Source organism: Erythrobacter sp. MTPC3 (assembly GCF_042854385.1).
GTDB lineage: Bacteria > Pseudomonadota > Alphaproteobacteria > Sphingomonadales > Sphingomonadaceae > Erythrobacter.
In genome coordinates this window covers 1-19,337 of the sequence record NZ_BTGP01000008.1, presented here as the reverse complement: position 1 = coordinate 19,337, position 19,337 = coordinate 1, and the positions used below count along the sequence as shown (strand labels likewise).

At 58.1% G+C, this 19,337-nt stretch carries 16 protein-coding genes; 11 read left to right on the top strand and 5 right to left on the bottom strand.

Features of this window, described 5'->3' with window-relative positions:
• Positions 1-112 precede the first annotated feature (112 nt).
• Both ACGHU1_RS11560 and ACGHU1_RS11555 read right to left on the bottom strand, forming a co-directional pair.
• A complete protein-coding gene (locus ACGHU1_RS11560) occupies positions 113-394 on the bottom strand; it encodes a hypothetical protein (protein WP_390587078.1) in 282 nt (93 codons plus the stop codon).
• Positions 391-1,818, bottom strand: coding sequence for a Mur ligase family protein (locus tag ACGHU1_RS11555; protein WP_390587076.1), 1,428 nt, complete (start codon positions 1,816-1,818; stop codon positions 391-393). Before ACGHU1_RS11555 ends, ACGHU1_RS11560 begins: the two co-directional genes overlap by 4 nt.
• Before the next feature lie 54 nt (positions 1,819-1,872).
• On the opposite strand from ACGHU1_RS11555, the gene ACGHU1_RS11550 reads away from it, so the two are divergent.
• From ACGHU1_RS11550 to ACGHU1_RS11525, 6 genes are all read left to right on the top strand, one after another.
• Entirely contained in the window at positions 1,873-2,703 is an 831-nt protein-coding gene (locus ACGHU1_RS11550; RefSeq protein ID WP_390587074.1) for an LD-carboxypeptidase, read from the top strand.
• A 27-nt stretch (positions 2,704-2,730) separates the two neighbouring features.
• The gene (fabD, locus tag ACGHU1_RS11545) at positions 2,731-3,669 is read left to right on the top strand and encodes an ACP S-malonyltransferase (RefSeq protein ID WP_390587073.1); all 939 of its coding nucleotides are present in this window, start codon (positions 2,731-2,733) and stop codon (positions 3,667-3,669) included.
• Complete coding sequence (gene fabG, locus ACGHU1_RS11540) at positions 3,669-4,433, top strand: 3-oxoacyl-[acyl-carrier-protein] reductase (RefSeq protein WP_390587071.1); 765 nt, start codon at positions 3,669-3,671, stop codon at positions 4,431-4,433. The genes fabD and fabG overlap by 1 nt, the downstream gene beginning before the upstream one ends.
• Positions 4,434-4,629: 196 nt before the next feature.
• Positions 4,630-5,757 carry a DNA polymerase III subunit beta gene (gene dnaN / locus ACGHU1_RS11535; protein WP_390587070.1) on the top strand — a complete coding sequence of 376 codons (1,128 nt, stop codon included), beginning with the start codon at positions 4,630-4,632 and terminating at the stop codon, positions 5,755-5,757.
• A gap of 19 nt (positions 5,758-5,776) precedes the next feature.
• Positions 5,777-6,403: a glutathione S-transferase family protein gene (locus tag ACGHU1_RS11530; RefSeq protein ID WP_390587069.1), complete on the top strand. Its 627-nt coding sequence runs from the start codon at positions 5,777-5,779 to the stop codon at positions 6,401-6,403.
• A gap of 38 nt (positions 6,404-6,441) precedes the next feature.
• Positions 6,442-7,530, top strand: coding sequence for a DUF2855 family protein (locus ACGHU1_RS11525; RefSeq protein ID WP_390587067.1), 1,089 nt, complete (start codon positions 6,442-6,444; stop codon positions 7,528-7,530).
• A 21-nt stretch (positions 7,531-7,551) separates the two neighbouring features.
• Here the strand turns inward: ACGHU1_RS11525 and ACGHU1_RS11520 are convergent, their stop codons facing one another.
• Positions 7,552-9,318, bottom strand: a complete 1,767-nt coding sequence (locus ACGHU1_RS11520) for an amidohydrolase family protein (RefSeq protein WP_390587065.1) — start codon at positions 9,316-9,318, stop codon at positions 7,552-7,554.
• 137 nt (positions 9,319-9,455) lie between these two features.
• On the opposite strand from ACGHU1_RS11520, the gene ACGHU1_RS11515 reads away from it, so the two are divergent.
• Together ACGHU1_RS11515 and ACGHU1_RS11510 are read left to right on the top strand one after the other, a co-directional pair.
• A complete protein-coding gene (locus tag ACGHU1_RS11515; protein ID WP_390587064.1) occupies positions 9,456-9,584 on the top strand; it encodes a hypothetical protein in 129 nt (42 codons plus the stop codon).
• 13 nt (positions 9,585-9,597) lie between these two features.
• Positions 9,598-9,750, top strand: a complete 153-nt coding sequence (locus ACGHU1_RS11510; protein ID WP_390587063.1) for a hypothetical protein — start codon at positions 9,598-9,600, stop codon at positions 9,748-9,750.
• Between the two features lie 4 nt (positions 9,751-9,754).
• Here the strand turns inward: ACGHU1_RS11510 and ACGHU1_RS11505 are convergent, their stop codons facing one another.
• Both ACGHU1_RS11505 and ACGHU1_RS11500 read right to left on the bottom strand, forming a co-directional pair.
• Positions 9,755-10,663 (bottom strand): alpha/beta fold hydrolase, encoded by a 909-nt coding sequence (locus ACGHU1_RS11505; protein WP_390587061.1) that lies wholly within the window; start codon positions 10,661-10,663, stop codon positions 9,755-9,757.
• Between the two features lie 63 nt (positions 10,664-10,726).
• The gene (locus ACGHU1_RS11500) at positions 10,727-12,424 is read right to left on the bottom strand and encodes an alpha/beta fold hydrolase (protein ID WP_390587059.1); all 1,698 of its coding nucleotides are present in this window, start codon (positions 12,422-12,424) and stop codon (positions 10,727-10,729) included.
• A gap of 187 nt (positions 12,425-12,611) precedes the next feature.
• On the opposite strand from ACGHU1_RS11500, the gene ACGHU1_RS11495 reads away from it, so the two are divergent.
• The 3 genes from ACGHU1_RS11495 to lepA all read left to right on the top strand — a co-directional run bounded on the left by ACGHU1_RS11495 (position 12,612) and on the right by lepA (position 19,109).
• Complete coding sequence (locus ACGHU1_RS11495; RefSeq protein WP_390587057.1) at positions 12,612-14,816, top strand: putative bifunctional diguanylate cyclase/phosphodiesterase; 2,205 nt, start codon at positions 12,612-12,614, stop codon at positions 14,814-14,816.
• A 274-nt stretch (positions 14,817-15,090) separates the two neighbouring features.
• Positions 15,091-17,208: an EAL domain-containing protein gene (locus tag ACGHU1_RS11490; RefSeq protein ID WP_390587056.1), complete on the top strand. Its 2,118-nt coding sequence runs from the start codon at positions 15,091-15,093 to the stop codon at positions 17,206-17,208.
• An 83-nt stretch (positions 17,209-17,291) separates the two neighbouring features.
• Entirely contained in the window at positions 17,292-19,109 is a 1,818-nt protein-coding gene (lepA, locus tag ACGHU1_RS11485) for a translation elongation factor 4 (RefSeq protein ID WP_390587054.1), read from the top strand.
• Positions 19,110-19,337: the final 228 nt, after the last annotated feature.

The following is a 19,337-nucleotide window of genomic DNA, read 5'->3' as shown; positions in this document are numbered from 1 at the left end:
AATCGCGGGGGTATGAACACGCGGCGAATGACATGGGCTGGCTCTCCTCATGAAAGTCTAAAGCCAGCGAGCCGCGCGCTCCATCAGCACATTTGCTGGGAAAGCGGCACGATCAGGCGTTTTTCGTGTCATCCAGTTCCAGCCCGCATTTGCCGCACTCGCGTCTGGGCCACGGGATCACGACGATCCCTCTGAAGAATATGTTGTAGCCGCAGCGCGGGCAATTGAAGCGCAGCATCGGCATGTTCAGCCAAATCAGCCCGATGATTGCGACCGCGAATGCGATCGTGGAATGGCCATAGATCATGTCGACCGCCAGCACGAACAGGATGGCGAGCATGGTGGATATGGCCATCAGCCAAGCGTGACGTTTGGCGCGGTCGAACAGGCTCACGAGAGGCTGTCATAGATTGAGCGGGCAAATTCGCTGAGCGTATCGTCGCGCGCGCCCATGATAACGATGCGGTCACCGTCTTTCGCGATTTGCGCGATCCGCTTTCCGCAATCCTGCCTTTTCGCGATATGTTCGGCGGTGCCGCCATGGTCGCGGATCAGGCCGACAATCCGCTCGCTCCCATCGCTGCGGTCGACAGTGCCGCCATAATAGACCGGGTCGCACATGATCGTAATGTCATCGGGGTCCAGTTCCCGCGCGAACGTTTCAGCGAGTTCGTCTCCCATCTGCCGCAGCGGGCCGTAACCGTGCGGCTGGAAGAACGCGATGACGCGGCCAAGCGAGGATTTCAGTGTCCGCAGCGTCGCGGCGCACTTTTCCGGGTTGTGGCCGAAATCGTCGATCACCGTCACGCCGCTGCCCGTGGTGCCGACCACATCGTATCGGCGGGCAAGCCCTTTGAAGGACTTTAGTGCATACGCTGCCTTTGCCACGCCGATACCGGCCGCATTGGCAGCAGCAATCGCGGCAAGCGCATTGGACAGGTTGTGCATTCCCGGCATCGGCAGCACGAGCGGCGCGACCTCGCGCGCTTTGCGATCGATTACGGCGGCGCTGATGCTGAATGCGTCATGCTCGATCGTGCCCGACTCAATCGAAATATCGGCGTCGCTTGAATTGATGCCAAAACTGATCAGTTGCTGCGCTCTATCGGCAAGGCTGCGCGCCTGATCATTGTCGAAATTCACCACGCCGCAGCCAGAACTAGCGAGATAATTGCCGAATAGGACGCGCAACTCTTCCATGCTCTTGTGATCAAGGCTGACGTTCAGAAGGACGCCGATGGTCGGGCGGTAAAGCGCGATTGATCCGTCGCTTTCATCTACCTCACTGACAAACAGGCTCGTTTCGCCAACGCGGGCACTTGCAAACGGGTTATCGGCATCGGCGTAGTTTTTCATCACCGCGCCGTTCATGACCGTGGGATCGTAATTCCCGCAGCTTAGTATCCATGCAATCATGCCGGTGACCGTGGATTTTCCAGAGGTTCCGCCCACGGCGAGCGAATAGCCCGCTTCGTTGAACAAAGCCGAAAGCAGTTCCGCGCGGCTCATGCGCTGGCAGCCAAGCTCTTTAGCCTTGGCAACTTCGGGAATGGTGTCTTCCACCGCAGCAGACGCGATCAGGATCTGGTCGGCGGAATTTATCCCACTGCCGTCCTGCGGATAAAGATCAAATCCGTTTTTCTCCAGCCACGCGAATTTCTCAGGCGTGCGCCCCTGATCCCGGCTGCGGTCGGACCCGGCCACCTCGTGACCCTTGCCGTGCGCGATCTGGGCGAGCGGCAGCATTCCCGATCCACCAATACCGCAAAAGAAAAATGGCCGTCCATCGAGGGGCGGCCGCTCAATCTCATCTTCCATACGAATCAGGTTATTGGCTTGCAGTCGGGCTGACAAGCGACATAGGTGTGTCACATGACGAATATCGCCATTTGTGCTCCCGCTACGCCGATCACTCGCGACCATGCCAAGGCTTTGGAACAGCTGGTCGCCGATGAGTTTCCCGGCACATCGGTCACGTTTCACGAACAGTGCTTTATGCGCGAAGGGCACTTTGCCGGGAAGGACCTGACGCGGCTTACAGCTTTGCTCGATTGCGCCAATGATCCGGCGTTCGATGCGGTGTGGTTTGCAAAGGGGGGATACGGATCGAACCGCATAGCCGAGGCGGCAATCGCGCGCATGAATGAGGCGGCCCGGGCGAAGACGTATATCGGGTTTTCAGACTGCGGTTATCTGCTGGCTGCGCTTTATCGCAATGACATCGGTCAGTGCGCGCACGGTTCCATGCCGGTCAGTGCGCGGTCGGAACGGGGGAGGGAAGCGGTGCGCCGTGTCCTGCGCTGGCTCAACGGCGACAATAGCGGTCTGGAGCCATCGCTCGACGGGAAAACGCCTGCCGCTGCGTTCAATCTCATTACCTTGGCGATGTTGTCCAATACGCCGTTAATGCCTGATTTGTCCGGTCACGTCGTCATGGTCGAAGAGGTCAGTGAACACCTTTACGCCATCGACCGGATGTTCTTCCATCTGGCAGGCGCGCTGCCGCGGATTGCCGGGCTGCGGCTTGGCTCAGTGACGGATGTGCCGGAAAACTATGTCGAGTTCGGGCAGACCGAAGAGGAAATCGCGCGTTTCTGGTGCGACCGTGCCGGGGTTCCCTATCTGGGGCGCGCACAGATCGGCCACACATCTGCCAACAGGGTAGTGCCGTTCGGGCTTGCGAGTCCGCCCAAGGCTTCGTAACCGCGCGGCCTGACAAGGAGTTTATTGATGCGCGCATTCGTTTTCCCCGGACAAGGCAGCCAGAAAGTCGGGATGGGCAGCGAACTGTCCGAAGCCAGCCCTGCGGCCCGCGCCGTTTTCGAAGAAGTGGACGAGGCGCTTTCGCAGAAACTTTCCGCGATCATGCGCGGCGGACCCGAAGACCAATTGACCCTGACCGAGAACGCGCAGCCGGCAATCATGGCCAATGCCATCGCGACACTGCGCGTGCTTGAAACCGAGTTTGGCGTGTCGCTGGCGGACAAGGGATCGTGCGTCGCGGGTCATTCTCTGGGCGAATACACCGCCCTTTGCGCAGTGGGCGCGTTTGGCCTTTCCGACACTGCAAAGCTGCTCAAATTGCGCGGGCAGGCCATGCAGGCCGCAGTGCCTGTGGGCGAGGGCGCGATGGCGGCTCTTCTCGGTGCAGATGTGGAGAAAGCCTCTGCATTGGCCGCAGCGGCAGCTGACGGAGAAGTCTGCGAAATTGCCAATGACAATGACCCGACGCAGGTGGTAATTTCCGGCCACAAAGGCGCTGTTGAGCGCGCAGCCGCAATGGTTAAGGATCACGGTATCAAACGCGGCATATTGCTTCCGGTATCCGCCCCGTTTCACTGTTCCCTGATGCAGCCCGCCGCCGATCGCATGGCAGAGGCGCTAGCGGCAACGCCGCCCGGCACGATGAGCCTGCCGCTGTTTGCCAACGTCACCGCCGCCAAGGTGTCCGATCCCGATGAGGAGCGCGCGCTGCTGGTCGAGCAGGTGACCGGGCGCGTTCGTTGGCGCGAAAGCGTGCTGGCGATGCGCGCAGACGGTATTGAACAGTTCGTCGAACTCGGCGGCAAAGTGCTCGCGCCGATGATCGGCCGCATCGATAAAGGGGCGCAGACGGCCAGCCTCATTACGATGGAAGACCTCGAAACATTCGCAAAGGAAATCGGATAATGTTCTCTTTAAGCGGTATGAACGCACTGGTCACCGGCGCAAGCGGCGGGATCGGTTCGGCGATTGCGATGGCGCTCGCAAAACAGGGCGCGCGCATCGCGCTTTCGGGGTCGAATGGTGAGAAGCTGCGCGTGTTTCGCGAACAGCTTATCTCCGAAGCAGGTTCGCCTGAAACGGGCGATCACGTAGAGATCACGTGCAATCTTTCCGACACCACACAGGTGGAGGAACTGATCCCGGCAACGCTCGATACACTGGGCGGGATCGATATCCTCGTGAACAATGCAGGCATCACGCGTGACAATCTTGCCATGCGGATGAAAGATGATGAGTGGGACGATGTCGTGCGCATCAATCTCGAGGCTGCATTTCGCCTGATGCGGGCCAGCGCGCGCCCAATGATGAAAGCGCGTTTTGGCCGGATCATCAACATTACCAGCGTCGTCGGCACGACCGGCAATCCGGGCCAAATGAATTACACCGCTGCCAAAGCGGGCCTTACCGGCATGACAAAAAGTTTCGCTCAGGAAGTCGCGAGCCGGGGCATCACGGCCAACTGCGTCGCACCCGGCTTTATCCGCACAGCGATGACAGCCGCGCTCGATGAAAAACAGACCGCTGCGATCAACGCGAAAATCCCGGCGGGCAAAATGGGCGAGAGCGATGATGTTGGCGCTGCATGTGCATTCCTCGCCAGCCGTGAAGCAGGGTACGTCACCGGACAGACGCTGCATGTAAACGGCGGCATGGCGATGCTTAGCTAGCCTTAAAACTTTACAGCGCGCCCTTATCCCCAAAGGAATCCGCCACAGGCACACTCACGGCTTGCCCGGATACACCACCACGCTAAGGTTTTTCCAACAGAACCGGCGCTGCGGGAGCGATTCCGACTCTCGTTTGCCAAACACTAGGCCGTGTGCGCGTTTTCATGCGGCCACAGACAAGAGCGATAGGTAAGCGATGAAAGCTACGATCGAACGCGCAACTCTCCTGCGTTGTCTCTCACACGTTCAATCTGTGGTTGAGCGCCGCAACACCATTCCGATTTTGTCGAACGTGCTGATTGATGCCAGCGACGGTGGCAGTGTCAAAGTGATGGCGACGGATCTCGATTTGCAGGTCGTCGAAACCATGAGCGCAGCTTCGGTCGAAAGACCCGGCGCGATCACTGTTTCCGCGCACCTTCTGTTCGATATCGCCCGCAAACTGCCCGATGGTAGCCAGGTCAGCCTCGAAACCGCCGATAACCGGATGGAAGTGAAAGCGGGCCGCAGCCGGTTCAAATTGCCAACGCTGCCGCGCGATGACTTCCCGGTGATTGTCGAAGGCGACCTGCCAACATCGTTCGAACTGCCAGCGCGCACCCTTGCCGAGATGATCGACCGCACGCGGTTTGCGATCTCTACCGAGGAGACGCGGTATTATCTCAACGGTATTTTCCTCCACGTCACCGATGATGACACGCCTGTCCTGAAAGCTGCTGCGACCGATGGGCACCGCCTAGCCCGGTTCACGCTAGCGCGGCCCGACGGAGCCGACGGGATGCCCGATGTGATTGTCCCGCGCAAAGCGGTGGCAGAGCTGCGCAAACTTCTGGAAGAGGCGATGGACGGCAATGTTCAAGTCGATCTTTCCGCCAGCAAAATCCGCTTTACCCTGAGCGGGGAAGGCGGCGTTGTCCTCACCAGCAAGCTGATCGACGGCACTTTCCCCGATTACAGCCGCGTCATCCCAACCGGAAATGACAAACTGCTGAAAGTTGATCCAAAGCTGTTCTTCCAGGGCGTAGACCGCGTGGCGACCATCGCGACAGAAAAAACTCGCGCTGTGAAAATGGGGCTGGATACCGACAAAGTCACTCTGTCCGTGACTTCGCCCGACAACGGCACGGCAACCGAAGAACTGATGGCTAGCTATCAATCTGAGGGGTTCGAGATCGGGTTTAACGCCAATTACCTCAAGGATATTCTTGACCAGATCGACAGCGACGAGGTGGAATTGCACCTTGCCGATGCTGGCGCGCCGACGCTGATCCGCAAAGACGAAGATTCGCCGGCGCTTTACGTGTTGATGCCGATGCGGGTGTGACGCGGTCCGGCTGCGCGGCATGAGCGCGCAGGTTCGGATATTCGGCACAGTCACCTCAACCTACACGCGCATCGTTCAGATTGCGTGTGAAGAGGCCGGGCTAACCCACGAAACTATCGCGACTGCGGCGCGCTCGCCTGCGAACCGTCATCCGTTTGGCAAGGTCCCTGTCGTTGAAATTGACGGACTGGAGCTGATCGAGAGCGTCGCAATCGCGCACTATATCGATAATGCTCACAATGACGGTGCCTTGCAGCCGGATGATCCGGCAAGCTTGGCCGTCAGCGACAAATGGATCGCGCTCGCCAACAATTACCTGTTCCCCCTGTTTGAAAACGGGTTGGTGATGCCGTGGATCATGCACAGGATCGGCGGATTTCCGCTGGATACAGAAGCAATCGACAGGGCGTTGCCGCAAATCAGCCTCACGCTCGGCTATGTCGAGGCGCAATTGGCGGATGACGGAGCGTGGACCACGGCCGGTTTCACGCTGGCCGACGTTTTTCTGTATCCGGTGCTGCGCGGATTGCAGCTTACCCCGCAGGGCGAAATGGGCATTGCACAGTGCGACCATCTTTCGGCCTGGCTTTCGCGATGCGAAAAGCGTCCCTCAATCGCTGCAACACGGTGGGAAAGCGAGCCGTGATCGGTTAGGAGTGCTCGCAAATCAGGAGAGCACGCATAATGACAATCCAACAAGTCCACGTCCGCAAAGATGAACTCACCCACTCCGATCTAGTGCATGTAGAGCAGGGCGAACTTGCCGATGGTGCAGTCCGGCTGGAGATCGAAAGCTTCTCCGTCACGGCAAACAACATCACCTATGCGGTGGTTGGCGACGGCTTTGGATACTGGAATTTCTTCCCCGCGCCCGATGGCCTAGGCATTGTGCCCATGTGGGGCCATGCCAAGGTTATCGAGAGCAAGTGCGCCGACATCGCCGTGGGCGAACGGGTCTATGGCTACTTGCCCATGGCTACGCATCTCGACGTTCGACCGGACAGCATTTCTGCGGCAAGTTTCATGGACGGGACCGATTATCGCCAGCCCATGAGCCCCATTTACAATCAGTACGCTCGGCTAAATGCCGACCCTGAACATGATCCATCGCGCGAGGCGGAGCGCATGATTTTTGGCCCGCTGTTCAAGACGGGCTTTCTGATTGAATATTTCATGCGCAGGGAAAACTGGTTCGAAGCCGATCAGGTGACCCTGACCAGCGCCTCTTCGAAAACGGCGATGGGCCTCGCCAGCGTCGCAAAACACAATTCGCCGGAAATCAAACGGGTCGGCCTGACATCGGAAGGCAACATCGATTTCGTTGAAAGCACCGGTCTATACGACAAGGTCACAACATATCGCGAGGTCGGCGTGTTGCCGATTGCCGAGACGGTTTCGGTCGATTTTGCGGGCAATGCGGGCCTTCTTGCGAAGCTGCATGAACATTACGAGGACATGCTGAAATATTCATGCCTTGTCGGGGCCACTCACATTGAGGAACGCGGCAGCGGCGGCATGACCGATGATCGCGGCCTGCCCGGACCCAAACCCACATTGTTCTTTGCGCCTGATCACGCGGTTGGTTTCTTCAAGGAACACGGCCCAGCCGAAGGCGGCAAACTGATGGGCAAGGCATGGCACGAATTCTTAGGCGATGCTGCAGGCACCGTGGAAATCGTCAAGCATTCAGGATTGGAAGCAGCGCGCGACACCTATCTCGAAATGTTGAGCGGGGCCGTCGATCCGTCGAAGGGAATCGTGATCGAACCGTAAGGATTTTGGCCGAAGCTGGCGTTATTCCGCCGCTTCGGCCAGTTCAGCGCGCTGCGGTCCTCTGATTAGCCCACCCGGCGCTGCACCGGTCCATGTGCCGCCGCGGAACGTGACGGTGCCATTCTTGATCGTGCACACATAACCGTCCGCCTTTTGCAGCAGACGCTTGCCCCCTGCGGGCAAGTCGAAAGCCATCCACGGGCGGCCCAGCTTGATCGCGTCCATATCGATGACGTTGATATCCGCGAGATAGCCGCGTGCGATCACACCGCGATCTTCCAATCCATACAGCACAGCGGTGTCGCGGCATTGGCGGCGGATCGCGTTCTCCAGCGTAATCCGGTCACCGCGACTGCGCGATTTTACCCAGTGTTCCAGCATGAATGTGGGCGAGGCCGCATCGCAAATCGTCCCGCAATGCGCGCCGCCATCGGACAGGGAATTGACCGTATCGTGGGCGTGCTGAAGAGGGTGAAGGAAATCCAGATTGCCGTCTGCATAATTCAGGATCGGAAGGTAGATGAAGCCGGTCGCATCATCCCTGCACAGCATATCATAGGCGTATTCCTGCGGATCAATCCCGGCGGCTCTCGCACGGGTATTCACGCTCGCGGTCTCATCCGGCTCGTAATCGAAATCGGGGTCCATTTCATATTGCAGCGCCCAACCCTGAGTGATGACCATGATAACGCCTATAATATCCATCGGCGCTTCCGAATAATCGTTGGCCTCCGACAAAAGCTGCGTCTTGAACGCAGGGTCGAGCAGTTTTGACTTTTGCTGTTCCCACGGAAGGTCCGCGATTGTCTGCCAGCTCGGGCGAAAGGCAAACGGGTTCACCGTCCCCTGCCACGCCATGATGATGCCATTCCCGCGCAGCGCGATCTGCGCAACGATATTGGCGCCGTTGTCGTTCTGAGCGCGCATGGTCTCTATCTGCTCTTTAAGCGGCATTTCCTTCGCAATGGATTCAAGCGCGGCGAAAGTGACAGGGATGCCCGCTTCGCGGCTGAGTCTTCCCATCCACTCAAACTCGTTCCACTCACGCTTTAGATCGCTGGCCATTTCGAACACCGCGTGGCCGCCTGCGTTTTTGGCGCGTCCCATTGCCTTCCCGATTGCCACCAGTTCCTCTGGCGTGGCCGTGGTGCCAGGCACCAGTTCGCCGTCCACCGATTTGTGCAGCACCGTGCGAGACGTGGAAAAGCCAAGCGCGCCTGCGCGCACGCCTTCTTCGACGATGGCGCACATTTTCTCGATATCATCGTCGGTGGGGACTGCGCCGGGCTGTTCGCGGTCTTCGAGCACGTAAGCGCGCACTGCGCCGTGTGGCACATGCGTACCGACATCGACCGCGCGCGGCAGTTTTTCCAGCGCGTCGAGATATTCGGGGAATGTCTCCCAATCCCACGTGATCCCTTCGGCAAGGGCGGTACCGGGAATATCCTCCACCCCCTCCATCAGGCTGATGAGCCATTCGTGGCGGTCAGGTCTCGCCGGAGCGAATCCGACACCGCAATTACCCATTACGACCGTCGTGACGCCGTGCCAGCTAGACGGCGCCATTTCCTGGTCCCACGTGGCCTGGCCGTCATAATGGGTGTGAATATCGACAAAGCCCGGCGCGACAATCTTGCCCGCGGCGTCAATTTCTTCTGCCGCATCGCCGCGCACATCGCCAACCTGCGCGATCAGCCCGTCCTTCACCGCGACATCGCCGGTAAAGCGCGGCGCTCCGGTGCCGTCGACGATCGTGCCGCCCCTGATGATGAGGTCAAACTGTGCCATCGCGTCTTTCTCCTTCTCCACCTGCAAAGGTTTCACATTCGATGGAGAGTGTCCAGAGCTGGACCGGCGGGTTTGTGCGGGACCGGTATCTGCGCGCGTAATGTGAAACTGTGCAGGATGCGGAAATATTCAAACAGATGCTGGCGGCTGCCGCGCTGGAAATCGCCATCGAAACGGATCAATCTGGCGGAATCGCGGCGATCCTTGCCGATCGAGCGGATGGTACCGTTTATGAACGGTATTTAGAAGGCGAAGCCGGGTACTGATAATGCGGCGTGGATGAAGAACGTTTTGGGCGGGGACACGGTTGCGGCGCTGCCGGAAACCGGCGCTGTGGCTGTGAATACGACCACCAATTACCTCAAGCAGGATGCCAACTTACTCAGCGATAGCATCGTGACCGATCACGACATTCCCGCTTTATCCCAATAAGGGATTAGGCAGCTTTTGCTTCGCCCGCTTCTGCAGAGGTGTGCGGCGAGTCCAGAAATTCCCGGATGGCGGCGACGCTCTGCTCTTTATGGCTCAGCAGGAACAGGTGTCCGCCGCCTTCCATCACGATCATTTCGCTGTCCGGGATAAGCATCGACAGGAACTTGCCATTGGCCAGCGGCACAATTGCATCGTCATCACCCATCATGATGAGCGTTTTCTTGCGGAGCAGAAACGGCAGCGCAGGGGCGCTGGTCCAGCCAAGCATACACAGAAGCTGATACATGTATCCGCGCGGGGAGGGCGGTTTCAGCAGGGACATATGCCCTTTCTTGCCGCTCGATTTGCCCAGACCTTCGCCGTAGAGCGTCTCGAAATTCTTGATCATGTAATCCGCATCGACATAGCGGCGCGGATTGGCCATTTTCGTGAGAGCCTTTGGACTGCCGGGCATCATCAGCATACCGGCACTGGTCGCAATCAGGACAAGCCTGCGCGTGCGGCCCGGATGCTGCATGGTGAAATGCTGCGCGATTCCTCCGCCCCAGCTGATCCCCATCACATCAACCTCGTCTACCCCTAGCTTGTCCAGCAATTGCGCTGCGGTCCAACTGATGGTGAAGGGCGTATACGGCACCACCGGGTCAGGCGATTCGCCTACTCCCGGCATGTCGAACATGATGAAGCCGCGCTCAGGCAAGGCATCGGCCAGCGGCGCAACGGCTTCGATATTTGCACCGATGCCGTTGAAGAACAAAACGGGCGGGTGATCGGACGGTTTATCCAGCCGCCACGTCGCAGTCCGTAGCGTCCGACCGCCCACCTGCTGCATGGAAACTTCGGCGTTTTTCATCACGTCAGACAAAGAATTCGGTCCTTTCGACCCGCACTTGATACGGGTGGGAGGCAGCATCGTAGATCCCTTACGGTGCTGCCTCCCATAAGCTGTAAAGCGTTTGTTACGCCGCAGCCTGTATCAGACTTCTTCAACCACGTAGAGTCCGGGCGCAGGATCGAGCGGTTTGTATTTGGTGCTTCCCAGCTTTTTTGACGCGGGTTGTTTGTCGCCCGAACGTTTCTGGATCCATTCCATCCAATACGGCCACCAGCTGCCGGCGACTTCCTCAGTCCCCTGAAGCCATTCGTCAGCTGTGGGCGGAAGTTTGCCCTTTTTCTTCTGAATGAAATACTTCGCCTTGGGATTGCCGGGCGGGTTCAGGATCGCCTGCATATGCCCCGACTGGCTCAGCACATAGGTCACGTCTTTTGATCCGAACAGATTGGTGGAGCGATAGGTCGCTTTCCACGGTGTAATGTGGTCGGTCACACCGCCAAGGATGAACAGATCGGCCGTCACTTTCGACAAATCGACCATGTGATCAGCCATCTCGACCTCACCCTTCTTGGTGAAGGCGAGCGTTTCAAAAAGCGTCAGGAAATCGCCCATCAGGCTGGCCGACAGATTGGTCGCATCCGCGTTCCAGTAAAGAACGTCGAAGGCGGGCGGGTCCATGCCGAGCAGGTAATTGTTGATGACGTAATTCCAAATGAGGTCATTCGGACGCAGCCATGCAAATCCGCGGGCCAGATCGTCCGCCTTGATAATCCCCGCTTTATCAGCACGTTGACGGGCGATCTTCATCCCGTTTTCGCTGACAAGCGAGCCCGCTTCGATATCGGTCTGTTTGGGGTGAAGAACGCACACCATCAGGGTAAGCGTGCCTAAGATGTCATTGCCGGTTGCCGCCAGTTTCGATGCCAGCACCGATGCTGTCTGCCCGCCTGAACAGCCCGCCGAAACATTGACCTTTTTGGAACCGCTGACCTGCGAGACGACGTCCAGCGCCTCTTCGCAGCTGGCGATGTAATCCGCCATGTCCCAGTGGCCCTGTTCCTTCGATGGATTGCGCCACGAAATGACGAAAGTCTGCATCCCGTTATCGACCTGCCATTTGATGATCGATTTTTCCGGCGACAGATCGTTGATATACATCTTGTTGATCTGCGGCGGGATCGTGAGCTGCGGGACTTCGTACACTTCGTCCGTCGTCGGCTCGTATTGCACCAACTCATACATTTCGGTGCGGTGGATGACGGAGCCTTTGGACGTGGCGATATTCTCGCCAAGTTTGAATGGGCGCTTGTCGACCTGGCTGACCATGCCTTTGTTATGGACGATGTCGTTATAGGCGTTTTGCAGCCCTTTGATCAGCGACAGGCCGCCTGAATTGATGACCTGTTTTTGCGCGATGGGATTGCCGGCGAGCGTGTTGGTCGGTGCCAGTCCGTCGAGAATGATATTGGCGATGAAATTGGCGCGGTTGCGCTCCAGATCGTCAAGCTCCAAATCTTCCAGCCAGTTTCGCATCCCTTTCTGGACCGCGAGATAATACTGCGCACCGGCACGGAAAAACGGGTTGTATTGCCACGCCGGATCTTTGAACCGTTTGTCCTTGGGATCAGGCGCCAGTTCGCTCTTGCCAGTCATGATCTTGACCATGTCCTCGCTCATGGAGCGGGCGTGGCGCATCAGCCTGTTGGGGTCAGAGGCCGTTTCGCGGAGCAGCAAAGCGATCGCGCTGACGAAATCCTCCCGCGCCACTCCGATAAGCGGGCCCAACGCAGTGGTCGATTGAGCCGCCTCATTCTCAAGCTTCACGGTGCCTTCTGACATCTCATCCCCTTTTGCTTAGCGCATTTTTTGCGCTTGTCGGCATTCACATGCCCGTTGCCCTAAAAAGTTTCAAGCGCGCGCATCGGTTTCCGGCAGGCCCGGCTAAGGGTTAATCCCTATTAGCCATTCCTCAATCAGTTGCTGGCAAAGGCGGTGTAGAAAGAACAAAAAAGACTAAGGAAACTTAATGGGCCGGTTGTTGAAGCGCTTTTCGGGTGGGGCGACGAAAATTGCGAAGGCTGGCGGTGAAGAAACGCCGCTCGCCCCGATCCAGTCATCTGACGTTGCGCGGCGCGCAGCGTTGCTTGATAGTCTGGAAAAATCCGACCTGGGCTGGTTCTGGGCGAGTGACGGCGCCGGACGCCTGATTTATTTGTCTGAACCGGCCATCGAGCGTGTGATGCCGGAAAAAGAAGATCTTATCGGCAAACAGCTATCTGACTTTTTCAAAGACGACGATTACGAAGGCGTCTCTCCTCAGCGGACCCTGAAATTCCAGCTCGCCGCGCGCAATTCCCTGCGGCCGACAGTCGTCAAGATCGAGAACGGCGACCGGACATATTGGTGGGAAATATCCGGCTCTCCGCGCATCGGAGAAACAGAGCAATTCAGCGGCTATCACGGGATCGCCCGTGACGTAACCGCGAGCATTGCCAGTCAGCGCGACGCGGAAAAGCTTTCTCGCTACGATTCGCTCACCGGGCTTTCGAACCGGCACCGTATCAGTCGTAAACTCTCATCAATGCTAATATCGTTCAAGGCTGCGAAACGCAGCTGCGCGATCATGCTGCTCGATCTTGACCGGTTCAAACAGGTCAATGACACGATGGGCCATCCTGCCGGTGATGAACTGCTCAAACAGGTCGCAGCCCGGCTCAAACGGATTATCGGTGATTGCGGTGAAATAGGCCGTATCGGCGGAGACGAATTCCAGGTCATCCTGCCTGATATCGAAGACCGGCAAGACCTGAGCGGTATCGCCGAGCGCGCGATCCAGATGCTGTCGCAGCCCTATTCGATCAACGGTATGCGCGCCGTGATCGGGTGTTCAGTCGGTATGGCGATCGCCCCGTTCGACGGGATTGAGAGCGAAGAGCTGGTAAAAGCAGCCGACCTTGCTCTGTACGCAGCAAAAGGCGGCGGACGTGGCCGTTTCCGTTTCTACTCAAGCGATTTGCGCGATCAGGCCAGCCACCGCCATCAGATCGAGGAAGATTTGCGTGACGCCTTGATCAAGGAAGAGCTGGAAATGCATTACCAGCCGATTGTCACTGCGGATGGACACAAAGTAGTTTGCGTCGAAGCATTGATGCGCTGGAAGCACCCTGAGCGCGGAATGGTGTCGCCTGCAGATTTCATTCCGGTCGCCGAAGAAGTGGGAATCATTCGCGAGCTTGGCGAATGGGCGATTTTCGAGGTCTGCAATCAGGTCACCCGCTGGCCAGAAGGAATCGGTGCAGCAATCAACGTCTCCGCTGTGCAATTCGCATCGGACAACCTGATCGAAATCGTCAAACGCGCGCTCAAAAAATCGGGCGTGCAGCCTTCGCGTATCGAACTGGAAATCACCGAAAGCGTGTTCGTCGGCGACATGGAACGGGCTTTGCGCATCTTTCGCGAGCTTAAACAGGTCGGCGTAAGGTTGGCGCTGGATGATTTCGGCACAGGGTATTCTTCGCTCAGCTATCTGCGCGATGCACCGTTCGACAAGATCAAAATCGACCAGAGCTTTGTGCGCGGATGCAGCGAAGAGGGCAACAATAACGGCGCAATCGTGGCGGCCGTCGTCAGCTTGGCGAGCGCGCTGAACATGCAGACCGTCGCCGAAGGCGTTGAGACGAAAGACGAGCTGAAAGCCATCACCGCACAGGGTGCCTCGCATATTCAGGGTGCGCTGTTCTCGCGTGCCCAGCCGGCCAGTTTCATCACCGAGAGGATGGATAGCGGCGAGCTGGTGTTCGAGCCACTTGGACCTGAGAAATACCGATCGGACCGGCGGACCGAATTTCGCAAAATCGGGCTGATCCATGATGACAGCCGGTATCAGGTGTTCCTGCGCAACCTGTCAAAAACCGGGGCAAAGATCGAAGGTTTGCTCGAGGTACCAGTCGGCACCGAAGTCGTGCTTGATCTGGGCGGCGGACAATTGGCTGTTGCATCCGTGCGCCGTTCCGAAGGGATCAGTCAGGGACTGGAGTTTGAAACACCCTTGATCAGCGACGGCGCGGATGGATTGTGCACCCGGCACCGCGTCTCGCCGTATCAGATCGAAGCTGTGGGCAGAAAGCTCCAGGCACTCAAAGATGAAGACGTGGCCGCGATTACGGGCGGGATGAGCAAGGCTAAAAAGGCGTTTCTTGAAGTCGATCTGGCCACTTTGTCTGTCGATTGAACGCAAATACGCGGTTAGGTGGAAAAGCTGGTCACCGGCATAACGATTTTTCCTCCCGAATGCCATAATCGCAGCCGAACAAATCACGGGGCGAATTCACAAATTTAGCCTCTGAATTAGCGAAATAATAACCAACCGGGTTTACGTCTCGGACAGGTCCAAAAAGTTTGGATGGCAATTTGCGGAAGGAAGTGAACAGGTGTCCCTAAAGGGTCTCTTGTCATCGAAGAGCGGAAGTCTACTCGGCGTGCGCCGTAGTGGGGCCACATCCGCGTTGTCCGACGGCGAAAAGCTGGCGATGCTCGATGATCTTGAGCAATCCGGCCTCGGCTGGTTTTGGGCCTGCGATGCGGAGGGCAACCTGACTTACCTGAGCCGCGCAATTGCCGACCGCCTTGAAGTTTCCCTCGAAGAGCTTTTGGGCCATCAGATTCCGGCAGTATTCACGCCTATCGAAGGGCAGGGGCGCACGACTTCGCTTTCGCTTATGATCAGCGCGCACAAAGCGTTCTCCGGCGTTGCCGTTCACGCATCCAAACGCCCACAAGGCACGGTGCTGCGACTGTCCGGGCAGCCGGTCTTTGATCAGAAAGGCCGATTTCAGGGCTTCCGCGGGACCGGCGCTGACATCACCGAGGAATATTACCGCGAGGCAGAAACCGCACGGCTCGCAAAGTATGATTCCCTGACCGGTCTTTCAAACCGCCACCGTATGGCGCACCAAATTGAGACTACCCTTACTGCCTTCAAAGCGGCGAAGCGCAATTGCGCTGTGATGATGTTGGATCTCGACAAGTTCAAACAGGTAAATGACACGCTGGGCCACGCCGCTGGCGATGAACTGCTGAAACAGGTGGCGATCCGGCTTAAACGCTCGGTCGATCGTGATTCTGAAATTGGCCGGCTGGGCGGTGATGAATTCCAGATCATGATCCCGGATCTCGACGATCGCGGTGATCTGGGCGAGATCGCGATGAAGATCATCACGATGCTGAAACAGCCTTATTCGCTGGATGAAGGGCGCTGTGTCATCGGCTGTTCGGTCGGAATTGCGATTGCGCCGCATGACGGCGTGACGCGCGAGGAGGTGGTCCGTTCTGCCGACCTTGCGCTCTATGCGGCCAAAAAAGGCGGGCGCGGGCAGTACCGGTTTTATTCGGGCGATCTTCAGAATGAAGCGATATTCCGCCGCCGTCTCGAAGCCGATTTGGGCGCGGCAGTTGAAGGCAAACAGCTATTCTTAAAGTACGAGCCGATCGTGGATGCGCAAACACGGTGTGTTCAGACGCTTGAGGCGCACATCTGCTGGAACCACGAACAGCGAGGCGAAATAGACGAGGAAGAGTTCGCCGCCATCCTCGACGGGTCGAGCCAGGTGAACGAGGTCGGTCGCTGGGCAATTTCGCAGGCGTGCAGCCATGCGGCATTCTGGCCTGAATCAATCCGCGTTGCCGTGAACGTGCCAGTTCCGTTGTTCAGTTCCTCTGACTTTGTCGATGACGTGAAAGAGGCTTTGAAAAACGCGGAGATGCCTGCAAGCAGGCTAGAGCTGGAAATCAGCGAAGCGGTGTTTTTCGGTGATACCACAGTGGTCGACCGCACACTTGCGCAGCTTTTCAAGATGGGCGTGCGCCTGACACTGGACGAATTCGGCAGCGGCTATTCCTCGCTGTCCTATCTGCGCCGCGCGCCTTTTGATTCGATCAAGATCGATGAGAAACTCATTGCCGAGGCTGATCGCCATGACAGCCGCGAACTTGGCCTGATCCGGGCAATTGTCGCACTGTCCGATGCGCTCGACATGGCGACGATTGCGAACGGTATCGAGTCCAACGCATTGCTTGCATCGCTGCTCGATTGCGGAGTGAAACAGGTTGAAGGGCCGATATTCTCCGATCCTGTCACACGCGAAACGGTCGAATCCGAATTGCTGGGTGATAATTGGCAAATCGATCCCAGCTGTGACCGTCTGAAACGCGCGCGGCGGCGGACGGTCTATCGCAAGATCCACGTCATCCATGACGACCATTCTTACGAGGTGACCCTGCGCAACCTGTCGAAATCGGGCGCTCTTATACAGGGGCTGGCCGATGTGCCGAAAGGCACCCAATTCGTGGTCGATCTGGGCGGTGGGCAGCTTGCCGTGGCAACGGTTATCCGCAGCAACCTGGATACGCAGGGGCTGGAATTCGAACAATCGCTGATCGACGATGGTTCCGGCGGGCTATGCACCCGTTCCCGCGTCTCGCCCTATGCGCTCGCATCGGCAGGCGCCCCGCTGGCAGCGCTGGCACCGGGGAGTTACAAGGCGATGGAAGGCGGCCTGCTTGGCGGCGGAGCCAGCGTCCCGCAATTTGGCTACGCGCCAGAGGCAATGAACGAACCTGCCTGACATGCGATGAGCGCATGTTCAAAACGACTGTTGCGATTTTCGCGAATGACATACCGCGCACGGCTCGCTAAATGCGCGGATGCATGACTGACCTTTCCAAAATTCGCAATTTCAGCATAATTGCCCACATCGATCACGGCAAATCGACACTCGCCGACCGGCTGATCCAGTTCACCGGCGGGCTGACCGCGCGTGAGATGTCCGCGCAGGTGCTCGACAGCATGGATATCGAGCGTGAACGCGGTATCACGATCAAGGCCCAGACCGTCCGCCTTAATTACAAGGCGAAGGATGGCGAGACCTACCAGCTCAACCTGATGGACACCCCCGGCCACGTCGATTTCGCCTACGAAGTCTCCCGCAGCCTCGCCGCGTGTGAAGGCGCGCTGCTCGTCGTTGACGCGGCGCAGGGCGTTGAGGCGCAAACGCTCGCCAACGTTTACCAGTCGATTGAGCATGACCACGAAATCGTCTGCGTCATCAACAAGGTCGATCTGCCCGCCGCCGAGCCCGAACGCGTGCGCGAAGAGATCGAAGAGGTTATCGGCCTCGACGCATCCGACGCCGTGATGACATCAGCCAAAACCGGCATCGGCATCGAAGACGTGCTGGAGGCTGTCGTCGCCCGCATTCCCCCGCCCAAAGGTGAGCGGGACAAACCGCTGAAAGCCAGCCTGGTGGATAGCTGGTACGACCCGTATCTCGGCGTGGTTATCCTTGTCCGCGTGATCGAAGGCGTGCTGGGCAAGGGGCAAAACATCAAATTCATGCAGGGCGGCACACAGCACCTGGTTGACCGGGTGGGCTGCTTCACCCCGAAACGCGTCGACCTGTCAGAGCTTGGCCCCGGCGAGATCGGGTTTATCACCGCCCAGATCAAAGAGGTTGAGCAGGCCCGCGTCGGTGACACCATCACCACGGTAAAGAACGGCGCGACAGAGGCGCTGGCCGGGTACAAGGAAGTGCAACCGGTCGTGTTCTGCGGCCTGTTCCCCGTGGACGCTGCCGATTTTGAAAAGCTGCGCGAAAGCATCGGGAAGCTGCGCCTCAACGACGCATCGTTCTCTTTCGAGATGGAAAGCTCTGCCGCATTGGGCTTTGGCTTTCGGGCAGGGTTCCTTGGCCTGCTGCACCTTGAGATCATTCAGGAACGCCTCAGCCGCGAATACGACCTCGACCTGATCACCACCGCGCCATCTGTCGTCTACCGCCTGCAACTCAGCAAGTCGAAGACCGAGGATGCGAAGGAGATCATGATCCACAACCCCGCCGACTGGCCGGATATCAACCGCATCGACGCGATTGAGGAACCGTGGATCAAAGCGGTGATTTACACCCCGGACGAATATCTCGGCGCGATCCTGAAACTGTGTCAGGACCGGCGCGGGGTGCAGACCGACCTCACCTATGTCGGCGGCCGCGCGCAGGTGACGTACGAGCTGCCGCTGAACGAAGTGGTGTTCGATTTCTATGACCGCCTGAAAAGCATCAGCCGCGGCTATGCCAGCTTCGACTACGAACAGATCGGCCTGCGCGAAGGCGATCTGGTGAAGATGAACATCCTTGTAAATAACGAGCCGGTCGATGCCCTGTCGCTGATCGTCCACGCCAGCGTCGCCGAAGAGCGCGGACGCGGCATGTGCGAACGGCTGAAAGACCTGATCCCGCGCCACCTGTTCAAAATCCCCGTGCAAGCCGCCATCGGCGGCAAAATCATCGCCCGCGAGACGATTGCCGCCATGCGCAAGGACGTGACCGCGAAATGTTACGGCGGCGATATTTCCCGGAAGAAGAAACTGCTGGAAAAGCAGAAAAAGGGGAAAGCGAAAATGCGCGAATACGGCAATGTGAGCATCCCGCAGGAGGCGTTTATTGCTGCGCTGCGGATGGGGGAGGAGTAAAGCCCCGCGCCTAGCGCAGGCGTTTGCGCTAGCAAACGACAAGCTAGAAGCGAGAGGCTGTAACTCCGGCCAGCGGGTCCGCAAAGCGGAACCCGTCTGACGACGCCACGTGACGAATGAAGCGTTTGCGAAGCGAACGCGGAACGGCGCGTGGCGGCTCCGACCCTATAGGCTCAGTGCACTGGATATGGTGTTGAAGATATTTGCGAGGTTCAGCCCCAGACTCTG